The organism is Candidatus Cryptobacteroides sp., assembly GCF_056207615.1.
Genome location: NZ_JBAEER010000099.1, coordinates 1 through 19,785, shown reverse-complemented (window position 1 = coordinate 19,785; position 19,785 = coordinate 1). Strand labels below are relative to the sequence as shown.

Annotated in this window: 19 protein-coding genes and 2 tRNA genes; 6 read left to right on the top strand and 15 right to left on the bottom strand. The window is 54.1% G+C overall.

Annotated elements, in window-relative coordinates; translation table 11 throughout:
* Positions 1 to 2 precede the first annotated feature (2 nt).
* From AC06ND_RS06105 to AC06ND_RS06080, 6 genes are all read right to left on the bottom strand, one after another.
* The gene (locus AC06ND_RS06105) at positions 3 to 2,744 is read right to left on the bottom strand and encodes an OstA-like protein (protein WP_475678108.1); all 2,742 of its coding nucleotides are present in this window, start codon (positions 2,742 to 2,744) and stop codon (positions 3 to 5) included.
* A gap of 12 nt (positions 2,745 to 2,756) precedes the next feature.
* Positions 2,757 to 4,130, bottom strand: coding sequence for a peptidylprolyl isomerase (locus tag AC06ND_RS06100; protein ID WP_475678107.1), 1,374 nt, complete (start codon positions 4,128 to 4,130; stop codon positions 2,757 to 2,759).
* A gap of 3 nt (positions 4,131 to 4,133) precedes the next feature.
* Complete coding sequence (locus AC06ND_RS06095; protein WP_475678106.1) at positions 4,134 to 4,994, bottom strand: peptidylprolyl isomerase; 861 nt, start codon at positions 4,992 to 4,994, stop codon at positions 4,134 to 4,136.
* 102 nt (positions 4,995 to 5,096) lie between these two features.
* Positions 5,097 to 5,366, bottom strand: a complete 270-nt coding sequence (locus tag AC06ND_RS06090) for a hypothetical protein (protein WP_475678105.1) — start codon at positions 5,364 to 5,366, stop codon at positions 5,097 to 5,099.
* A 76-nt stretch (positions 5,367 to 5,442) separates the two neighbouring features.
* A complete protein-coding gene (locus AC06ND_RS06085) occupies positions 5,443 to 6,786 on the bottom strand; it encodes a PL29 family lyase N-terminal domain-containing protein (RefSeq protein ID WP_475678104.1) in 1,344 nt (447 codons plus the stop codon).
* A gap of 123 nt (positions 6,787 to 6,909) precedes the next feature.
* On the bottom strand, positions 6,910 to 7,821 hold the full coding sequence (locus tag AC06ND_RS06080) for an NlpC/P60 family protein (RefSeq protein WP_475678103.1): 912 nt from the start codon (positions 7,819 to 7,821) through the stop codon (positions 6,910 to 6,912).
* A 65-nt stretch (positions 7,822 to 7,886) separates the two neighbouring features.
* Between AC06ND_RS06080 and mnmL the strand changes: the two genes are divergently transcribed.
* Both mnmL and dacB read left to right on the top strand, forming a co-directional pair.
* Positions 7,887 to 8,828: a tRNA modification radical SAM protein MnmL/YtqA gene (mnmL, locus tag AC06ND_RS06075; RefSeq protein WP_475678102.1), complete on the top strand. Its 942-nt coding sequence runs from the start codon at positions 7,887 to 7,889 to the stop codon at positions 8,826 to 8,828.
* A gap of 9 nt (positions 8,829 to 8,837) precedes the next feature.
* Positions 8,838 to 10,256: a D-alanyl-D-alanine carboxypeptidase/D-alanyl-D-alanine endopeptidase gene (gene dacB / locus AC06ND_RS06070; protein ID WP_475678101.1), complete on the top strand. Its 1,419-nt coding sequence runs from the start codon at positions 8,838 to 8,840 to the stop codon at positions 10,254 to 10,256.
* 5 nt (positions 10,257 to 10,261) lie between these two features.
* On the opposite strand, the gene radA is transcribed toward dacB, so the two are convergent.
* The 9 genes from radA to AC06ND_RS06025 form a co-directional block, all read right to left on the bottom strand.
* Positions 10,262 to 11,629: a DNA repair protein RadA gene (gene radA / locus AC06ND_RS06065; protein WP_475678100.1), complete on the bottom strand. Its 1,368-nt coding sequence runs from the start codon at positions 11,627 to 11,629 to the stop codon at positions 10,262 to 10,264.
* A 96-nt stretch (positions 11,630 to 11,725) separates the two neighbouring features.
* A complete protein-coding gene (locus tag AC06ND_RS06060) occupies positions 11,726 to 11,917 on the bottom strand; it encodes a hypothetical protein (protein WP_475678099.1) in 192 nt (63 codons plus the stop codon).
* A gap of 111 nt (positions 11,918 to 12,028) precedes the next feature.
* Complete coding sequence (locus tag AC06ND_RS06055; RefSeq protein WP_475678098.1) at positions 12,029 to 12,523, bottom strand: metallophosphoesterase family protein; 495 nt, start codon at positions 12,521 to 12,523, stop codon at positions 12,029 to 12,031.
* A 9-nt stretch (positions 12,524 to 12,532) separates the two neighbouring features.
* Complete coding sequence (locus AC06ND_RS06050) at positions 12,533 to 13,264, bottom strand: RsmE family RNA methyltransferase (RefSeq protein ID WP_475678097.1); 732 nt, start codon at positions 13,262 to 13,264, stop codon at positions 12,533 to 12,535.
* A 1-nt stretch (position 13,265) separates the two neighbouring features.
* On the bottom strand, positions 13,266 to 13,847 hold the full coding sequence (locus AC06ND_RS06045; RefSeq protein ID WP_475678096.1) for an L-threonylcarbamoyladenylate synthase: 582 nt from the start codon (positions 13,845 to 13,847) through the stop codon (positions 13,266 to 13,268).
* Positions 13,848 to 13,850: 3 nt separating this feature from the next.
* On the bottom strand, positions 13,851 to 14,912 hold the full coding sequence (locus tag AC06ND_RS06040) for an endonuclease/exonuclease/phosphatase family protein (RefSeq protein ID WP_475678095.1): 1,062 nt from the start codon (positions 14,910 to 14,912) through the stop codon (positions 13,851 to 13,853).
* On the bottom strand, positions 14,905 to 15,606 hold the full coding sequence (locus tag AC06ND_RS06035) for a rhomboid family intramembrane serine protease (protein ID WP_475678094.1): 702 nt from the start codon (positions 15,604 to 15,606) through the stop codon (positions 14,905 to 14,907). The genes AC06ND_RS06040 and AC06ND_RS06035 overlap by 8 nt, the downstream gene beginning before the upstream one ends.
* An 11-nt stretch (positions 15,607 to 15,617) precedes the next feature.
* Positions 15,618 to 17,528 (bottom strand): DNA mismatch repair endonuclease MutL, encoded by a 1,911-nt coding sequence (gene mutL, locus AC06ND_RS06030; RefSeq protein WP_475678093.1) that lies wholly within the window; start codon positions 17,526 to 17,528, stop codon positions 15,618 to 15,620.
* 4 nt (positions 17,529 to 17,532) lie between these two features.
* Positions 17,533 to 17,838 carry a hypothetical protein gene (locus AC06ND_RS06025; protein ID WP_475678092.1) on the bottom strand — a complete coding sequence of 102 codons (306 nt, stop codon included), beginning with the start codon at positions 17,836 to 17,838 and terminating at the stop codon, positions 17,533 to 17,535.
* Between the two features lie 61 nt (positions 17,839 to 17,899).
* On the opposite strand from AC06ND_RS06025, the gene ispF reads away from it, so the two are divergent.
* The 4 genes from ispF to AC06ND_RS06005 all read left to right on the top strand — a co-directional run.
* Positions 17,900 to 18,379 (top strand): 2-C-methyl-D-erythritol 2,4-cyclodiphosphate synthase, encoded by a 480-nt coding sequence (ispF, locus tag AC06ND_RS06020; protein ID WP_475678091.1) that lies wholly within the window; start codon positions 17,900 to 17,902, stop codon positions 18,377 to 18,379.
* Between the two features lie 93 nt (positions 18,380 to 18,472).
* A tRNA-Gln gene (locus tag AC06ND_RS06015) sits at positions 18,473 to 18,543 on the top strand.
* A gap of 44 nt (positions 18,544 to 18,587) precedes the next feature.
* Positions 18,588 to 18,661, top strand: a tRNA-Met gene (locus tag AC06ND_RS06010).
* 317 nt (positions 18,662 to 18,978) lie between these two features.
* Positions 18,979 to 19,785, top strand: an 807-nt coding sequence (locus AC06ND_RS06005) for a TIM-barrel domain-containing protein (RefSeq protein ID WP_475678090.1), incomplete at its 3' end; no start/stop codon positions are given.

The window sequence follows — 19,785 nt, the reverse complement described above, 5'->3', positions numbered from 1 at the left end:
TGTCAATGTTTTTTCTTTGCCTTCTGTGCTTTCTTGGCTTCCCTGTTTCTAAGGCGCTCAGTCCACTCCTCGAGCTTGGCCTGGTCCTTGGCATCCTGGCGGGCCTGGGCACGGAGCTGCTTGAGTCTCTTGTCGCGTAGCTTCTGGGCAGCCTTTTCCTTCTTGGCGGCCTGCCTTGCATCGAGCTTCGCATCCTTTTCGGCCCACTTGGCCTCGAGAGCAGCCTGCCGCTCGGCCTTCTCCTTTTCCTTCTGGGCCTGTACTGCGGCCTTCTGGGCAGCCTTTTCTGCCGCCTGAGCTGCTGCTATCTGCTCTGGAGTAAGTTCCTTCGGAGCCTCGTCCTCAGCATCGATCGAAGGTCTGCTGACGGTTGTACTATCCTTCGGAGAGTCGAGCTGAGGGGTCTCTCCCTGGGCAAGAGAATCCGGATTCGAGAGATTCATGCCGGCTAGAGAATCGGCCCTGTCCGCGAATGCAAGCGAGTCCCGACGCTCCATCTCCTCCATCTGCTCACGGAACCTTCGGTTCTGCTCATCACGCTCGGCACGCACCTTATTCAGGGAATCCCTGACCTCTATCTGTCGATGTATATCGTTGATATATCCAGGGAAATACATATCAGTCTGGATGAACCTTGGTTCAGGTACCTCCCTATACTTCGTCCTCTGGCTAGGTCGCAGGCTCAACGGAGTGACGTCAAGTCTGCTCTTCGGCCGTTTGTCCGGGCTCCAGCTGAAGCCCTTCAGGTACATGTCGTCATGCTTAAGCTGGACCACAGGGTAACCGTCGCTCTTCGCTGTCTCGAAGTAGTAGACCTTCTCGATGTCGCCATCCTTGAACAGAGCCGACATCATCTTGCAATCCTTCTTGTTCACGGTCGCAAGAGTCTCGTTTTCCTCGAGATAGAACATGGCGGTAACACCGCCCAATGCATCGAAACGCCTGAGCGAATTGTCCTCGGCGAAGAACGCCGTCATCTCGGTGGATTTGATCTGATCGTAGTGGAGAGTATCTTCCTGAATATGGATGAAGGCCTCAGAAAGGAGGTTGGCCCTATCGAGCTTCTGGTTCACGACAGCGGCATATATGCTGTCTGCACTATACTGGTGTCTTCCCTCCTCGTTCCATATCTTTGGAGCGTAGTAGAGCCTTGCAAGCGAATCCAGGTCGGTATAGCTGAGAGAGTCGCATACCATCTGCATGGACTTCCTGTACATCCTCACGTTCCTATATGCATGCACGAAGCCCACCTTTGTGGTATCGAGAGGCTCTGCCGGAGCGAGTTGCTCGTCATCGTCTGCCGATGGATCGTCCTGAGCTGCCGGAGGAGCCACGGTCGAATCCACTGCGTCGTCCGGAGGAGCCACGGTCGGATCCACTGCGTCGTCCGGAGAATCCGCGAGCTTATCCATAGGGTCAGTCTTCACTCCCACGGAATCAGCAGCCACATCAGGAGCATCCATAGCCGCGTCGTCCTGAGGCTTTGGCTCGTCCTTGGACTTGCCCCGGGCCTTAGGTTTCTCACGAGGCGCCACCTTGGCGTCATCAGCCTGCTTCTTCGCAGCCTCAGCATTCTTCCTTGCATTCTCGGGATTGTTCGGATCATTGGCAGCAGCCTCCTCGGCAGCCTTTCTTGCCGCCTCCGCAGCCTGCTTTCTCAGCGCGGTCACAGGATCGTTGCCAACGGACTCGATACGTTTAGCGGATACCACCTTCTCGAGCGAATCCACATCACACATCCTTATGCTGCGATATATCAGGGTATCCGCTCCGAAATAGAGGGAATCTTTCTGCACAGTACCATCGGCCTGCTCTTCCTCCATCTCGGCGATGATTGCAGGATTGCGGGTCATGAGCGTACGAGCCAGCGAATCCACATAGTCCAGCTTGCCGGCAAGGGCATATACGTTCCTCGTGGTATCTGTCACCTGTACGTTTCCGAGCATGGTCACGTCGTTGGTAAGTCGGTGGAAATAGAGGGAATCGCCCCAGGCCTCCTGGGTCTCCGACATCACATGCACCTGGCGCTGGAAGAAGAATATCTCCTTTTCACGGTCATACCAACCGGCGTTCGCGGAAAGCATGTTGTCGTCCTTCCATGCATTTGTGTTGTATCCGAAAGTCGCAAGATTCCTGTCCGACTCATACTTCATGTATGAGGTCTTCACGAACATGGAATCGGTGAACATGTTCACGTCATCGTTGAAGGTGAAGGTGTTGATCTTCGAATCATAGGTACCGGTGCGGCTCTCGATGATCTGACCGTCCTTGTCCCTCATAGCGCCTCCGTTTCGGAACACGGCGACGGAATCCTTGGTGTTATAGTCGAGGTACTTGGTCTTGAGAGTATTGTGATCCGCGTCCACGAGCTCTACGAGGTTGCCTCGGAACTCGGCGAGGTCCCTGTCCACGTAGTAGGTCAGGTTGTCGCTCGTGAGTACGGTTTTCTCCTGCTTGAGCTGGACATGGCCCATCGCGTCAATCACCTTGGTATTGACGTTCCATAGCGCAGAGTCGCAGATCAGGTAGGTATTGTTATGGAAGAAGCGGGCATGACCCTTCACCTTACGGTAGGTGATTCCGTACCTCTCGACCATCTGCAGCGTGTCCGCCTGAATCAGACGGGCGATGCTGTCTTCCTGCTGCGACTGCTTCCTCTGGTTCTGAGGACGGTTCTGTGCAGGAAGGGCAAAAGGCAGCACGATAAGTGCCGCCAGGATATATGCCAGACGGTTACGGGTCATCCGCAGTTTATGCTAGTTGAATTTCGCGTCCCAACCCTCGTTCTCGAACTCACAGTCCTTGAACATAGGGTCGATCACGATATAGGTACTCTTGATCTTCTCCTCGATGAACGCATCTATGGCCTTCATGGAAGCGGCATTCTGGGCCTCGTTCTGAAGCACAGGGAAATCGGTGCTGAACGATGCCGGATGGGACGGGATGATCTTGTCGACCTTGATGATCTTGTACACGAGGTAGCCGTTACGGCCCTCATTGTCGAGTGACTCGAAAGGCTCTGAGATCTGTCCTTCCTCGAGATCCTGAATCTCCCTGTAGTCCTGAGGCTTGAGCTGATCAATCTCGAAATATGACGAACCGGTGTTAGGGTCAGCCATGCGACCACCATTGGTTCTGGTAGGAGCATCCTCGGAATAGAATCTCGCTGCGAGGTCGAAGGTCACGGCGTCGTTCTCGATCTCCACCTTGAGCGAGTCAAGAGTGGTGAATGCCTTGGTCCTGTCGTCATCAGTGTATTCTGGCTGAAGGAGGATGTGGCGTGCGTTGAACATGTCACCCTTCTTCTCGAGAACCTCGATGATGTGGAATCCGTCAGGAGTCTCCACTATCTGTGATACGACACCAGGCTTGAGTGCCATGGCCGCATCCGAGAACGCAGGCCAGAAAATGCTCTTCGATGCCATTCCGAGCTCACCTCCCTTACGGGCGCTGCCTGGGTCCTGCGAGTAGATACGAGCGAGGGTCGAGAACCTCTCACCATTGATGATACGCTCACGGATCGCGAGGAGACGCTCCTTCACGGCAAGCTTTGCCGCTTCACGATCGGGATAGAGGCATATCTGGCTGAGCTGGTACTTGATAGGAACGAGAGGAAGATCCTCAGGGTCGAGGCTTTCCACGTATTTCTGCACGTCGTACGGAGTAAGGTCGGTCACAGCGCTGGCAACCTTCTGCTGCATCTGCTGGGTAAGGGTCTGGTCCTCGAGGGACTCACGCCACTCCTGACGGAGCTTATACACTGGCTTACCGAAGTACTCCTCCACCTCATCATCACCTCCGAGAGAGGTGCGGAGCTGGTCGATACGCTGAGAAAGCTCGCTCATCACGACATCCTGATTGACCGTGAGTGAGTCGACGCGCGCCTGCATGAGGAAAAGCTTCGCGACCATCATGTTCTCGAGCCTCTCGCAGCGTGCGTTCCTGTCTGCCGAAATGCCCTGGGCTCTCATCATCTGAATCTCCTCCTCTATCTGGGAGAGAGTGATCATCTCATTGCCGACCACGGCTACGGTCTTGTCGATGAGACCGCCTTCGTATCTCTGTGCAAATGCTGATGCGGAAAGGCTGCAGAGAAGGAGCAGCACAAGGCTTCTAAAGATATTCTTCATTGTCTATTCGAAAATTTCAAAAACACCGTTTACGCGCGCATCCTCAAGCAAGTCCCGTTCCAAATCGTTCAGGAGGGTCTGCTTTCTTGCGCTGATAATTACGTTTTCTATGATGTCCCGGCAAAATTCCACAGGAGGGACATTGCCTGAGCGCATGTAGTCTGAGATATAGGCAAGGCATATCCTTCCCTCCGGGTCCGTCATCTCAACGAAGGAGTTCCTCATCTGGGCGATGAGGGTACCGTAGTCGATGCTGAACTCGCGTGCGAGGGCGGTGATCTCCACCCATGCTCCTCCGAAGTCGTTGTACCTGTCGGAACATGAATATACTATGCTGTCGAAATCGACAATGTCCTCGGAAGCATCCGAAGCGATCTTCTTCTTGACCTTGTCGACGGTGATGGTGCCCGGTATGATCCTTATGAAACGGGCCTTCACTATAGGATAGTCGAGTCTGAGGCTCTCCTTATGGTTCTCGTAGTAATCCTCGACCTGAGAGTCGGTGACGGTGGTATCGAGACGCTCGTTGATATAAAGGTTCTCGTAGCGGTACTTCAGAAGTGCATTCTTATACTGCTCGAGCTCCTTGGTAAGGTTCTTCTCGTTCTTCGAGAGCTTCTGCTGGGCGGCCCCCAGGAACACCAGGTCAGCTGCCCATGAATTGATGTACTGCTGCGCGAGGGCGAGGCTGTCCTCCGCCGGAAGGCCGGCAGGAATCAGGCTCTCAAGGTCATGGCGATACAGCTTGCTCTTGCCCACAGATGCCACGACCTCTCCGTCATGGATGAAGGTCGAGACCATCTCGCATGACTGAGCCGCCACAAGTGTCAGCAGGGCAATGAGTATGTAAGCCAAACGGCGCATAGTAATCGTAATATATTATAAACTTACAAATATAGTAAAATAATCAAAAAAAGGCCCCGCCCAACCGGGCGGAGCCTCCTAATATCACTGTTGCGACCTTTCTTACTTGTTGATAGCTGCTGAAAGCTTCTCGCAAAGCTGATCGAGACCAGCGAAGAGGTCGTTGCGGATTGCGTTGTAGAATGCCTTCTTTGGCTCATCAGGATGGTTGATCCTGGTCTTGAGGTCATTGTAAAGGTCTACTGACTCGTCGATGATCGCTGCGATCTCGTCTGTGTTCCTCTCTGGGTTAAGTGCCATGAAGAGGGTGCAATCGTCAATGAACTCACCGATGAAATACTCGATGTCTTTTTTGATAACTCTGAGGTTCATATTGAATTTGTTTAGATTTCAGGCTTCAAAGTTAGGTATTATTTTTCAATAATCAAGAAAAGTCGCACGCCGTAATCTACTGGAGTTTCTCTACTCCGTTCCACTTGTTGGTCTTCACTGACATGGTCGAAGAAGTGCTCTCTGAACGATCCTCAAAAGTGACCGGACCATAATACTTGAACTTCGCCGCGCCGCCGCCGAGCATACCCTCGGTTACGCCGTCAACCACGATAGAATAGTTGTCGCCGAAACGCTTGATCTCGCACCATCCCCTTACGAATGCGCCCATGAGCGGATGGAAGTTGAAATCTGCATCCCAACCCATTACCAAAGAGAAGGTTCCGTCAGTAGTGAACGAGAACTCACTGTACTGATTGTCATCTGGCTCATATACACCTACAGGGACGAAGGTGCCGTCGCTCTCAGGGCAATAGAGGTCGAGGTCGACATTGTACCATTCACCACTGCCGATCATTCCGGTAAGAGGCTCGAAATCACCTGCCCAGAGGGTCATCACGAAATTGACTGCTGCACGCTCCTTATAGTGTCCGTAATAGAGGAAGTGAGCTCCGTCGACTGCGGTATACTCCTCACCCGGATCCTTGTAAACTTCGTTGACTACGATATACTGGCTTGAAGTAGCTCCGTCAGAGTTGCGGATAGCCTTCACGATAACATAGCCCTCGCCAGTACCAGCGTTTGCCTTGATAGAGATCGAAGAAGCTGCCTCATTGACCTTCACCTCGTATCCTGAAGCCTCAGCGATGACGCGGGTAGCCCTGTTACCGCCCTTGAGGACATACTTGACCTCAACGGTAGAGCCGGCAGCTACGTTGACATAGAGGTTTTCCATCTTGATCTGGAACACGGTCATCTTCGCGATGGTCACGATGTTGCCCTCGCCGAAATCGAAGTAATAGGCATTCTCATCCTCGGTAACCTCGACCTGGATGCCGGTAGCAGCACCGATCTTAGCCCATGTGTTGCCGTCGTCGGTAGAGATGAACCACTCGCCATCCTCGATCTTGAGCTTAGGAGCAGGGCCGCCTACAGGCACCTTCTCGCCAGCCTCGTCGGTGAGCCACTCACCGTTGACTTTCCAATAATAAACGCCGTCAACCATCTCTGCGGTAACGGTAGGAGCATCAGCATTCTTACCATTCCTGATGAGGTAGGTGATGGAGCTGTTGCTGAAGGTAATCTCGAGGCCTTCCTCGACTTCCCTTACTTCCTTGATAGTGAGTCCGTTTGCCTGAGCCTCGACGAGAGCCTTCATCGTACCGATGGTAGTGTTCATGTCTGTACAGGTCTTCTCGAGCGCAGAAACGCGGTTCTCGATGTCGTTGATACGGTCGCCATACTTGTCGCAACCGCACACCAATGCTGCGACTGCAGCAAGTGCAAGAACGAGTCTTTTCATAAATTGATTTGTTAAGGATTTATATACGACGGCAAGCCGTCAGGTTAATGATGTTTCAGGCCTATGGGGTTATTGTAAGGTTAAGTCTTTATCAAAGTTTCAGGTAAGATGTCTGGATGCCGGCTAGAGCATCCTTCGGGCACGGAGCAGACGGGATACGTTCTCGTAGCAATCAGCGTCACCCTTGATGAGAGAGTTGATCCTCACCACATGGGAAGAATGGATGAAACGGTTGTTTCCGACATACATGCCCACGTGAGTGACCTTCTCGTTGCCCTCGTCATCCACGGAACCGAAGAACAGGAGATCTCCAGGCTTCAGTGCAGTCAGGGCCACCTCCTGTCCGAGCTTTACCTGCTGACTGGCATTGCGGGGAAGTTCTATGCCGTTCATAAGGTAGCAGAGCCTGACGAGTCCGCTGCAGTCAAAGCCCTTAGGGCTCATACCGCCCCAGAGGTATGGGATGCCGACGAAGCGCTTGGCGAGCTTCACGATGTTTTCCGCGGTCTTTCCTGCGACGAGGTTGTCAGCGCACTGTCTCTTCCACATGTCCTTGTCCATCACGTCGTCCTCAGGTACCCAGCCCCTCTTTCCGGAAGGGAGGATGACCTTCACGAAGCCCTTGACCTTGTAGATCTTCCCGCTCAGATAGACCTTGCGGAGCACATCGCCCATGACGAGGTCTGAGATAGGGTCGGAATCCTTGGACGCATCGCTGTAGACCGTGCTGACGTTCGCGACGCAAATATACTTGGGAGCCTTCTCGTATGCCTCTATGGACTCCCTGTTCATCTTGACATATCCCTTGTCGGTCGCCCAAGCCTCATACGGCTGAGGGCTCTTGATCTTCATCCAATACCCTTCGGTATCGAGATATTCGACCACCGTGCCCATAAGTTCCTGGGTCTCGAGCGGAGACTCGTAATCCGGCTTCTGACGCAGGTTGCTGACGGAGAATTCCACTACTGCGAATGGCTGGGCGCCAAGCAGCTGTCCCATCATGAGCATCAACGATATGAGCAAAAATTTCTTCATCAACGCAAATTTGGCAATTTTCCGGGAAAGAAGCAATTTCCGCAAGCTTTTCCTAACTTTGCGACATGGACAAGCGCTACAACTCATTCGTCGGCTATTTCAGGAAGGTCTATGGGGAAAGGCTCCAGAAGGTCGTTCTGGATGCCGGATTCAGCTGTCCGAACAGAGACGGGTCCATCAGCTCAGGTGGATGCACCTACTGCGATAACGCAGCCTTCCATCCTGGCTACAGTACCTCCGGCAAGCCTCTGCACCAGCAGATAGACGAGGGAATCGAGTTCCATCGCGTGCGCTATCGCAACGCCCGCCACTTCCTCGCGTATTTCCAGTCATTCAGCAACACCTACGGCCCCGTCGAGAAGCTCGAGAAGGTCTATCGCGAGGCCCTCGCCCACCCTGATGTCGTCGGTATAGTGATAGGAACGAGACCTGACTGCGTGGATGAGCAGAAGCTCGACCTGCTTGCTGATCTCGCCAAGGACGCCATCGTGATAGTCGAGTACGGAATTGAGTCATGCTACGACAAGACCCTGCAGAGGATCAACCGTGGCCACGACTTTGAGACCGCGCGAAGAGCTATCCAGATGAGTGCAGAGAGGGGCCTCGACATGGGCGCGCACTTCATTCTCGGCCTTCCCGGCGAGAGCAGGGAGATGATGCTGGACCAGTGCGCAATGATCAATGAACTGCCCATCCGTTCGGTGAAGTTCCACCAGCTCCAGCTGGTCAAGGGCACGAAAATGGTACAGGACTACGCCGAGCATCCCGAGGATTTCGTGCGTTTCACGCTCGACGAGTACCTCGATTTCACCTGCGAGCTGCTCTCACGCCTGCGTCCCGACCTCTACATCGAACGCATCGCCGGAGAGGTTCCACCGCGCTTCGTGACCGAGACTCCGTGGGGGCTCATAAGAAATGCAGAATTGCTGAAGTTCCTCGACGAGAGGCTCGAGCAAAGAGACATCTACCAGGGGAAGGCCCTCGGTATTGACAACCCATTTGAATAGAAGAAAGCCATGAACATACTTTTCGGAATCATACTTCAGAGCATCATCGCCGCATTCGCAATCACCGAGAGCGGAGAAGTGCTTGCCGACATCAACAGCGAGCAGATGCTCGTGCCGGCCTCCAACATGAAGGTCATCACCACCGGCACGGCCCTCAACCGACTCGGCGGGGACTATCGCTGGGAAACAGGCATTGGCTATTCCGGAACTGTCAGCGACGGAGTGCTCAACGGCGACATCTACATAATCGGCGGCGCAGACCCGACTCTCGGATCTCCGGTTTCCTTTGCATATCCCATCGAGGAAACTTTCTCAAAGTGGGTTGAGTTCATACGCGAAGCCGGAATTCAGAAGATCGAGGGCTCGATAATCGGAGACGGAAGGTATATTGAAGGTCCGATGGAGGATCCGACATGGCTCTGGGAAGACCTCGGAACCTACTACGGAACCGGAGTCAGCGGACTCTCATTTTTCGAGAACAGGAAGGACTTCAGGGTCGGACCAGGAAGCTCGGTCGGCAGTCCGGTAAGGATCGAAGACTCGTATCCGAAGACACCATGGATGGAATATTCATACGACTGCACGACAGGCAACAAGAACACCGGAGACCAGCTCTACCTCTACACGACCAGGCTCGCACCGGTAGGTTCAATCACAGGAACCTTCGCCATGGAAAAGGCCCAGAAGGTACTCATGTGCAGCAACAAGTATCCTGAATACACCTGTGCATGCTACTTCCGCGATTATCTCGAGAAGGCAGGTATCAGCAGTCATGGCGCAGCCGACATCGGCAGTTGCTTCGGCATCGACAAGGACAGGATAGTTGCCCAGGACAAGCTCACGGTCATAGGAAAGACCAAGTCGCCTAACCTTGCGAGGGTAGTAAGGGAGACCAACTTCGAAAGCAACAACTTCATGGCCGAGACCCTCTTCAGGACACTCGGCAAGGTCGTTTCCGGAAAGGGAGACTTCGAGTCGTCGAGAAGCGCAATGACGGCGGAACTCAGGAAGATGGGAGCCGGCACGCCCGGTCGTGCCCAGATCAAGGACGGCAGCGGACTTTCACGCGGCAACTATGTCTCGCCTCAGTTCTTCTGCAGTTTCCTCAGGGCCATGACCAAGACCAGGGAGTACCCCGTATTCCTTGAGAGCCTCCCCGTTGTGGGCCGCTCTGGAACCGTGAGGACCAGGCTTCCGAACGTATCGGATTCGCAGAAGATAAGGGTTAGGATGAAGAGCGGCTCGATGGACGGAGTACGCTGCTACTGCGGATACATACTCCCATCGGGATCGGCAGTATCAGCAAGCAATGCCAGCACCGTTTCCGGACAGACCGTCATCTTCTCGTTCATGATCAACAACAGCACTGCCTCGACCGCTGAGCAGAATGCTGCGGCCGACAAGTTCATTGCCGGACTGATAAGATAGCTATCCTAACCGCGGAAAAGGGTACGGCAGAGAGCGGGGATGTCTGCGACCTTGACGACCTGGATGCCGCTCGGAACATTCTCCACACCGCTGTATGAAGACACATAGATCTGCTTGAATCCCAGGCGGGCGGCTTCCTGTATCCTCCTGTCGACCTGCGCCACCGGACGGATCTCACCGCTGAGACCGACCTCTCCGGCGAAGCATACGTTCGAAGGAATCGCGAAATCAAAGTTCGAAGAGAGTACTGCACAAACGACCGCAAGGTCGCAAGCCGGCTCGGTAATCTTCATTCCTCCTGCCATGTTCAGGAACACATCCTTCTGGCTGAGCTTGAATCCGGCCCTTTTCTCCAGTACCGCAAGCAACATGTTGAGCCTGCGCACATCAAAACCGGTAGCCGAACGCTGCGGAGTGCCATATACTGCAGAGCTGACGAGGGCCTGCACCTCGATGAGGAAAGGTCTGGTGCCGTCGAGGATTGCTCCGATGGCCACGCCGCTGAGGTTCTCCTCATGCATCGGGATGAGCATCTCGGAAGGATTGACGACCTCCCTGAGGCCCTTGCCTGTCATCTCGAAGACGGCAAGCTCGGCGGTCGAGCCGAAACGGTTCTTTATGCTGCGGAGTATCCTGTAGGTTCCCCTGTTCTCTCCTTCGAACTGGAGCACGACGTCGACTATGTGCTCGAGAATCTTCGGTCCGGCAATGCTTCCCTCCTTGGTAATGTGGCCGATGAGAATGACAGGTATTCCCGTCTCCTTCGCCAGTCGAAGAAGCATGGCTGCCGTCTCCTTGATCTGGGAAACTGAACCCGGAGATGATTCTATGTTCTGGGAGAACATGGTCTGGACGGAATCCACGATCATAAGGTCAGGCATGATGTTCCTGGCCTCGGCGATGATGTTCTCCATGAGGGTCTCGCTGTAGATGAGGCAATTGCTGTCCTCGCCGCCAAGCCTCTTCGCACGGAGCTTCACCTGCTTGGTGCTCTCCTCTCCGGTGACATAGAGGGTCTTGAGACCCGGACAGCTGAGAGGAATCTGGAGGCTGAGGGTGGACTTGCCTATGCCAGGTTCGCCACCGATTAGGACAAGAGAGCCCTGAACGAGTCCGCCACCGAGTATCCTGTCGATTTCCTCGTTGTTCAGCGAGATTCTAGGCTCGGAAGCAAAGTCGATGCTGGAGAGAGGTTCTGGCCTTCGTCCGGCACTGGCAGCGACTGCTGCCGTCTGCGCGGTCTTCTTGCCTGTGACCACCGTCTCTTCGACCATGGTGTTCCATTCCCCGCAAGCAGGGCACCTTCCCATCCACTTCGGACTCTCACTTCCACACGAGGTGCAGAACCATGTACTTTTTACTTTCGTAGCCATAAGACATATTGTTACCTCACAAATTTAGACAAAAAAAAGACATTGTCCCCTCGGACAACGTCCTTTTTGCCGTCTGGCTAAGCACGTGATGGTTGATTACTCAGCCATGCAAGAGTCGCAAGCTGCACATGAATCGCAGCAAGCCATGCATGAGTCACAGCACTCTGTGCACTCCTCACAGCACTCGCAGCACTCCTCTGCCTCAGCAGCCTTCTTGGAGTTGTTACCGCAGGCAGAAGCAAAAGCTACCATTGCGACAACGGCAATTGACATAAATACCTTTTTCATTACTGATGGTCGTTAAAATTACACTACTAGTAAAAACTTCGGCAAATGTAAACCAAATTTCGGTATCTCCAAAAGTTTTTTAAAAAATTTAAAAATATCTGTAAGTGTATGCTAACGACGTTCTAACTCAAAGACTTCCATATCGTGGATCCTGCCGTCATCTATATGAAAACGGAGGGCTGTCCTTACGAGGTGAAAGCCCTGGATGCCGGCTGCGCCAGGATTGATCACAAGCATGTTACGACGACTGTCGTTCACGACCTTGAGGATGTGCGAATGTCCGCACACGAAGATGTCCGGCCGGAACTGGTCGATGAGTTTTCTGGCATACTGGTCATACTTGCCGGGATAGCCTCCTATATGGGTCATGAGTATCCTCATTCCTTCTCTCTCGAAGTTCTTATAGATCGGATAGTCGAACATGAGGTTACGCTCGTCGCAGTTGCCGACGACGCCGACCGTAGGCTTGAAGGCAGCGATCTCTGCTATGGTCTTGTAGCCACCGCCGAAGTCTCCCGCGTGCCAGATCTCGTCGACAGGCTCGAAGAATTTCCTGAACGGTTCCTCGAATACACCGTGGGTGTCTGATAGTAATCCTATGAACATGATGACGGGCTAATCCATGAATGCAAGATATACGGCCTCTGCGGCAGTGACGGCAGCAGTCTCTGTGCGAAGGCGTGACGCCCCCAGATGGACCGGGATGAAACCCGACTCTATCGCGAGCGCCGCTTCTTCCCTGGAGAAATCTCCTTCGGGGCCAATGAGGACGATCACGTCCTTAGCTGCTTCCGGCGATTTTGAGAGAGCGGACTTGATCGATGTCCTCGGATGATTCTCATCCTCGAAGCAGTAAGCGATGAGCTTAAGGGCTGGTGAGCCGGAACTTGCCCTTATGAACTCCTTCACGCTGACAGGCTCTGCAACCTCCGGGACAGCGGCCTTGAGAGACTGCTTCGCAGCAGAAAGTGCGATCTTCGAGGCACGTTCCGTCTTATAGACCTTACGCTCGGAATGTTCTCCGATGACAGGTGAAATCAAATCTACACCGACCTCGGTTGTCTTCTCCACGAACCACTCGAAGCGGTCGTTGTTCTTGGTAGGGCATACGGCCATGTTGAGACGGTATGGATGCGATCCCCATCCGGGGAAGGACTCGAGTATCTCCGCCTGACATGACTTCTGCGAATCAGAAACCAGACGGCAGCGGTACATCGTACCCTCTCCGTCGATCACGTTGATCTCGTCTCCGCAGCGATGGCGAAGCACCCTCACGCAATGGGTCGCCTCGTCCTGACTCAGCGAGCAGAGGTTTCCTGCTATTTCCTCAGCGTAGAAGAGTTCCATATCAGCCGCGTATGATCTGGATTGAATAGTCCATTCCGACCTTGATGATCTGCGATGCGAGTCCGGTAGCTCCAGCCTCGAGGCTCGGATCGACGATATGGTCGACTGCACCGCGGATGGCCTCGGAAATCTCGGCGTACTTCTTTGGCGTTGCCTCGCCTGAGATATTGGCAGAAGTAGCCACTATCGGGGGGCCCAGCTTCAAGCAGAGGTCCTTGCAGAAATCCATCATAGGGATGCGTATGCCGACGGTTCCGTCCTCAGCGACAGCGTTCTCGGCGAGGCCATACCTGCCGGTCAGAGCATCCGGATAGATGATGGTCATAGGCTTGTCATTGACCTCTATGAGCTGCATCGCGATCTCGGGAATCTCCTTGATGTACTTGCATATCATATCCACATCCGAGGCGAGGAGCACGAGGCTCTTGCTGTCGGAGCGTTTCTTGATCTGGTATACCTTGGCGACAGCCTCCGGATTGGTGGCGTCGCAGCCGATTCCCCATACGGTGTCGGTAGGATAGAGTATGATTCCGCCTTCGCGGAGTACCTTCACGGCCTTGTTTAGTTCTTCTGTATTCATCATTTATCAGAGTTGGACTATCACTGGATAGTGGTCGGAATAATGCACTTTAGGTGAGCTGTGGGAACTTGCCTTCATACCGCGTGGATAGAACACATAGTCTATCCTGAGCAAGGGCCACAGCATCGAATATGTGGCGCCGAAGCCCTTTCCCGCCGAGCGGAAACTGTCGTGGCGACGAGAGCTGAGACGATAGTAGGTATAGGATACCGGACTGTCGTTCAGGTCTCCGCAGACCAGCGACTCCACCGGACTGTTCTCGATGTCCGCAAGCACCTGGTTGACCTGGGCCGGACGACGTGCGATAGAGCTCTTCATCTTGTTCTCCGTCTCCTGCATGGCGGCCTTGTAGTCTCCGCGCAAGGACTTTGCAAGTGCGGTGAGGGAGATGTTGTAGCTCTCGAGATGACAGTTGTAGATACGTACGACCTTATCCCTAATCTTCACGTCAGCATACACGGCAAGGTTGGAACTGCCCTCGAACTTCACGGAGCCCTTGTCAGAGACTGGCAGGCGGCTGAGGATTACGTTTCCGTACATGCCCTTCTTGCTCGAGTACATATAATAAACGGGGGTATATCCCTTGAAATGCGACTTGATCACGGACGAGACCTTGTCCGGAAATGGGACGTAAAACTCCTGAAGACAGATGATGTCAGCATCCTGGCGTGCGATATATGCGGCGACAGAATCCAGGCACTCGGGGCGGGTGTCCAATCCCCTCTTCTTGTTCGGAGAGAAGCGCCCCACGTTGTAGCTGATGAACTTGATCGAATCCTCTTCCGCAGGTCGGGAATTGTCGCTCAGCTGCACGAAGCCGCCCATGAATATGAGCGACGGAAGCAGCGCAAGCAAAGGTATGAACACGGCCTTGGAGCGTCGTACCAGCGACCATACGAAGAGAAAGAGGTTCAGCGCGAATATCGGCACGAAGAAGATGCCGAACAGGGTGAGAAACCAGAGCTTTTCCGGATTGACGAGCACGGAGAGATACGAAACGACGAGAAGTCCCGCCGCCATGAGCATCAGAAAGCGTGCTGAGAATCCGAAGAAGCGGTTTTTACTCATATTGATACAGTCTGTGCTGCTTCTTCCAGAGAAGGATGAGTGCCAAGCCGAAGATCATGCCTCCGAGATGGGCGAAGTGCGCGATTCCCTCAGCGGTTCCGGTCACTCCGGTGAAGAGCTCGATGGCTGCGAAGATGAGCACGAACCACTTTGCCTTGAGGCTGATCGGAGGGAATATGAGGGTGAGAACTGAGTCAGGATAGAGCATCGCAAATCCCAGCAGGATACCGTAGATCGCACCGGATGCACCGACGGTCGGAGTGCCGAGCAACCTGCTGTACGCAGTGACCGCGCCAGGGACGTTCTCCGCGATCTGGGCCATGAAATGCTGGGCCTGGAGGGCCATCACGCCGGTATGTACCGCAGCTGCGCCGAGTCCGGTGACGAAGTAGAAGATGAGGAACTTCTTCGTTCCCCACACTCTCTCGAGCACCCTTCCGAACATATAGAGCGACCACATGTTGAAGAAGAAGTGCATGAATCCTCCGTGCATGAACATGTAGCTGATGTACTGCCAGAAGTGGAAGAACCTCGACGCCGGATAGAAAAGGGCGAACTTCTCCGTCATCATCTCCGGCTTGAGATACATCATGATGAGGAAGAAGGCATTGATTATGATAATGTTCTTGGTTGCAGGAGGAAGGTCCGAAAGGAAACCGCCGCGACCTGAACCGTTGCTGTAGTAGTAACTCATCTTTCTTGATTTTAGAATTTCTTCTCGATGTCGTCCATCGGTATGATGGTCATCGTCCTGCGTCCCGAGTTGGTGAACTCGGCGTTTGCGCAGCCGAAGAGAGTATCAATCAACCTCTGTGCCTGCACAGGGGAAGTAAGGGCTTCGTCTGTCGCAGCGCCCACGCGTGCGAATTTTTCTGCCAAGGTGGCAGTCATGGTCTCCGAGAGCGAGCCGGTGTTCGACTTGAGTGCATCGATGATGTTGTCCACCATCACAGGGATGCCCTCGTGCTGCACTCCATATCCTTCAGGCACTGCGTTCACGACAACGGTATCGCTGCCGAAGAGCCTGATGTCGAAGCCCAGCGACTGGAGCATGGCCTGATTGTCTTCGATCAGAAGGCAATTCTCCACTCCGATCTGGACAGGCTCCGGGAAGAGCGAGCTCTGTGCCGCCGGAGTCTCCTTGCTGAGAGCCTCGAGGAAGCGTTCGAAAAGTATGCGCTCCTTTGCTCTGCGGATATTTATTACGAGCAAGCCTGACTTCACTGCGGTAAGGATGAAGCGTCCTTGGAGAATGAGAGAGCTTGTCGAAGGAAGAGTCCTGTCCTCGAAGAGCTTTCCGTAGCCCTCGTCATGTGACAGATGGGCCGAAGTGCCCATGAAGTTGGCCTTCGACGGAGTCGGAGCATCGAAGCCGCCAAAAGAGCCGGCACCGAACGAAGTCGAACCGCCATGGCTGCCGGACCCGCCGCCGGAAGGGAATGACCCGCCGAAGGAGCCCGCGCCATTGAAGGTGTCGACCTCGGAAGGGAATCCGTCGGTGTCAAAAGGATTGAAGCTGTCGTCTACCTTGACATTGAGCTCGGTCACGGGATGGAACTCGTCGAAGTTCCTGCTGAATGACGGAAGCTCAGGGGCATCTCCCCTGTCGAAATCTATGCTGTCACCGAAGGACTGCTTCGCGAGAGCCTCCTTCAGGCATGCGTAAATGGTCTGGAAGATGATGCTGTCCTCCTCGAACTTGACCTCGCTCTTGGTCGGAGAAATGTTCACGTCCACAGTGTGGGCAGGAACTTCGAGGTAGAGGTAGTATGAAGGTGTGAGGTCGCCAGGGATGAGATTCTCATAGGCTTTCATCACCGCCTTGTGGAGGTAGGAGCTGCGGAAATAACGACCGTTGACAAAGAAATACTGGTTGCCCAGCCCTTTCTTCGCACCCTCCGGACGCCCGATGTATCCGTGGATGTTCACGATGGAAGTGGACGCATCGACGTCGAGCACCTCTGCCGCCGCACCGGTTCCGAGAAGGTCCTGGATCCTGAACTTGAGCGACTTCGCCGGCTTGAGCACATAGATTTCCTTGCCGTTGTGGGTCAGCGTGAAGCCCACGTCCGGACGGGTGAGGGCCACCTTCGTGAACTCAGCGACTATGTGCTTGAACTCCACGTTGTCCGACTTGAGGAACTTTCGCCTCGCCGGGACATTGTAGAAAAGGTCGCGCACGGCGAAATTGCAGCCTCGCGGGCACGCCACCTCCTCCGTGGAGACATGGTTGAATGCCGAGATCACGACCTCGCAGCCCACCTCGTCCTCCGCACGGCGCGTCTTGAGCGTCACTGCGGCGACGGCAGCTATCGATGCGAGAGCCTCACCTCGGAATCCGAAGGTATGGATGTTCTGGAGATCCTCTGCCGTGGCAAGCTTGCTGGTCGCATGCCTCTCAAAGCAAAGCACAGCCTCGTCGGGATTCATTCCGCAGCCGTCGTCAATCACCTGGATCAGCGTGCGGCCGGCGTCCTGAATTACGACGGTGACGTTGGAAGAGCCCGCGTCGACAGCGTTCTCGACGAGCTCCTTCACGACGGAAGCAGGCCTCTGGACGACCTCTCCCGCGGCTATCATGTTGGCTATGTAGCCCGGCAGTATCCTGATCGGCATAATCCTACTGCCAGATCATAGGGTAATACTTCGCGATCAGCCAGATCACGGCAAATGCAAGGACGAGAGCCACTGCGCCGAGCACCTTCTGTGCCTTGTTCGCGCCACGCTCGACCCTGTAGTTGCGGTCGGTGATGCTGCCCTTGATGTACATGCCGGGAACATAAGGCTTGTCCTCGACATCCTCTGTCTTCTCACCGAGACGCTCGAGGCGCTCCTTGCGTGCCTCCTTCTCTGGATCGTAATAAACCGGCTTGTAGTTGAACTCCCTGTGCTGAGGGGTTCCGAAGAATCCGAAATTGAAACCCATAGTTCCGTAGTTTATGATTGAAACACAAAAATAACTATTTTTGCTGAAATTGTTGAAAGATATGGAAAGCATAAGAATCGGCAACGGATACGACGTCCATGCTCTTGCAGCCGACCTGCCTCTATGGCTCGGTGGAATCAGAATCGACAGCCCTGTCGGCTGCATCGCACATTCGGACGGCGACGTGGCCATCCATGCGCTCTGCGACGCCCTTCTCGGTGCCCTCGCCCTCGGCGACATCGGCAAGCATTTCCCAGACAGCTCTGACGAATTCAAGGGCATAGACAGCAAGATTCTGCTCGCCAGGGTAATGGAACTCATCGGCAAGGACGGGTGGAAAGTAGGCAACGTGGACATCACCATCGCCCTCCAGCGCCCGAAGCTAAGACCTCACATCGATTCGATGAGGGAGTGCCTCGCCGGCATCATGGGAGTATCCGTGGACTGCGTAAGCGTGAAGGCCACCACGACCGAGAAGTTGGGATTCGTCGGACGCGGAGAAGGCTGCGAGGTATATGCCGTGGCACTGCTTGTCAGATAGGACGGCTAAATCCAATTAAATCAGAAGATTTTTCAAAAATTTTTTGGATTTGTTGAAATCCTTCTTACCTTTGCAATCCCTTTTCGGGGCTATTGAGATATGGTGTAATGGTAGCACTACAGATTCTGGCTCTGTCAGTGAGGGTTCGAGTCCTTCTATCTCAACAAAGAAACGCACCAACGTGCGTTTTTTTAATGGAAATCCTGATGGCGGGGTAGCTCAGCTGGTTAGAGCGTCGGATTCATAATCCGGAGGTCGTGGGATCGTGACCCACTCCCGCTACATTTGATGGGGCGTTGCCCCATAACGCCCCCGCGGCCTTTTCGCCTTTCCAACTTTGCTGGCGCAAAGTCCCGGCCCGGCCGGCGATCTGATGATCGCTTTGGACGCAAGGAAAAAATATCTGATAGGCGCGAGTCGAGTACCAAGACGGACACCACGGCCAAGGAGCCACATATAGCTGCTATCCAGTACCCTGGGTGGCTTTTTTGTTTATTGGAGGTTTCTTTCGTAGCGGTTTTCATAGACAAGGCTAAGCGTTAAAAGACTTTTTCTGATAAAAATGTCTATCTTGCCGAAAATCACAACAACCACATAACATGAAAAGAATCTTAGTATCATTGCTTATCCTGGCGTCGGCAGCAGCTTTCGCACAGGATGTCAAGGTCACCTTCTTCTCTCCGGAGATGGTCAGGGTTCAGAAAGCTCCACAGGGAGGCTCGATAAAGGACAAGGAGAGCTTCTCCGTCATCGTATCTCCAGAGAACGTCCAGGTCAAGACAGCCAAGGGCAAGGAGAGCACCAGGTATAGTACTTCGAAGCTCGTAGTCACAGTCTCCAAGGACGGACAGGTAAGCTTTGCAACCGCCAATGGCAAGGCCCTCCTCAAGGAAGGTCCTTACACATTCACCATGAGACAGGAGGGTCTCGACAAGGGAGCATACATCGTCAGTCAGAACTTCAAGCTCGACTCTGACGAGCCTATCTATGGACTCGGAATACTCCAGGACGGCCAGCTCAGCCTCAGGGGCAAGAGCAGGTACCTCCGTCAGGACAACACCGAGGACTTCGTGCCTATCATCCAGTCCATAAAGGGTTACGGCATCCTGTGGGACAATCCTTCGACCGCAAACTTCCGTGACGACGAGAACGGCACCGTATTCGAGTCCGAGGTCGGCGAGCAGGTCGACTATTACTTCATCTACGGCGCCACCGCTGACGGAGTAATCGCAGGAATTCGCAAGCTCACGGGCAGCGTGCCTATGCTCCCGATGTGGAGCTATGGCTTCATGCAGAGCCGCGAGAGGTACAAGAGCTCGGCCGAGATTCTCGGCGCCCTCAACGGCTACCGCGAAAGGAATGTCCCTATCGACTGCGTCATCCAGGACTGGCAGTACTGGGGCAAC

Coding starts and splice junctions, on each gene's coding strand:
- AC06ND_RS06080 (WP_475678103.1), bottom strand. CDS start 7,821: ATGAAGAAATTTTTGCTCATATCGTTGATGCTCATGATGGGACAGCTG.
- AC06ND_RS06095 (WP_475678106.1), bottom strand. CDS start 4,994: ATGCGCCGTTTGGCTTACATACTCATTGCCCTGCTGACACTTGTGGCG.
- AC06ND_RS06100 (WP_475678107.1), bottom strand. CDS start 4,130: ATGAAGAATATCTTTAGAAGCCTTGTGCTGCTCCTTCTCTGCAGCCTT.
- dacB (WP_475678101.1), top strand. CDS start 8,838: ATGAACATACTTTTCGGAATCATACTTCAGAGCATCATCGCCGCATTC.
- AC06ND_RS06090 (WP_475678105.1), bottom strand. CDS start 5,366: ATGAACCTCAGAGTTATCAAAAAAGACATCGAGTATTTCATCGGTGAG.
- mutL (WP_475678093.1), bottom strand. CDS start 17,528: ATGCCGATCAGGATACTGCCGGGCTACATAGCCAACATGATAGCCGCG.
- AC06ND_RS06045 (WP_475678096.1), bottom strand. CDS start 13,847: ATGATGAATACAGAAGAACTAAACAAGGCCGTGAAGGTACTCCGCGAA.
- AC06ND_RS06055 (WP_475678098.1), bottom strand. CDS start 12,523: ATGTTCATAGGATTACTATCAGACACCCACGGTGTATTCGAGGAACCG.
- AC06ND_RS06050 (WP_475678097.1), bottom strand. CDS start 13,264: ATGGAACTCTTCTACGCTGAGGAAATAGCAGGAAACCTCTGCTCGCTG.
- AC06ND_RS06035 (WP_475678094.1), bottom strand. CDS start 15,606: ATGAGTTACTACTACAGCAACGGTTCAGGTCGCGGCGGTTTCCTTTCG.
- ispF (WP_475678091.1), top strand. CDS start 17,900: ATGGAAAGCATAAGAATCGGCAACGGATACGACGTCCATGCTCTTGCA.
- AC06ND_RS06085 (WP_475678104.1), bottom strand. CDS start 6,786: ATGAAAAGACTCGTTCTTGCACTTGCTGCAGTCGCAGCATTGGTGTGC.
- radA (WP_475678100.1), bottom strand. CDS start 11,629: ATGGCTACGAAAGTAAAAAGTACATGGTTCTGCACCTCGTGTGGAAGT.
- AC06ND_RS06040 (WP_475678095.1), bottom strand. CDS start 14,912: ATGAGTAAAAACCGCTTCTTCGGATTCTCAGCACGCTTTCTGATGCTC.
- mnmL (WP_475678102.1), top strand. CDS start 7,887: ATGGACAAGCGCTACAACTCATTCGTCGGCTATTTCAGGAAGGTCTAT.
- AC06ND_RS06060 (WP_475678099.1), bottom strand. CDS start 11,917: ATGAAAAAGGTATTTATGTCAATTGCCGTTGTCGCAATGGTAGCTTTT.
- AC06ND_RS06105 (WP_475678108.1), bottom strand. CDS start 2,744: ATGACCCGTAACCGTCTGGCATATATCCTGGCGGCACTTATCGTGCTG.
- AC06ND_RS06025 (WP_475678092.1), bottom strand. CDS start 17,838: ATGGGTTTCAATTTCGGATTCTTCGGAACCCCTCAGCACAGGGAGTTC.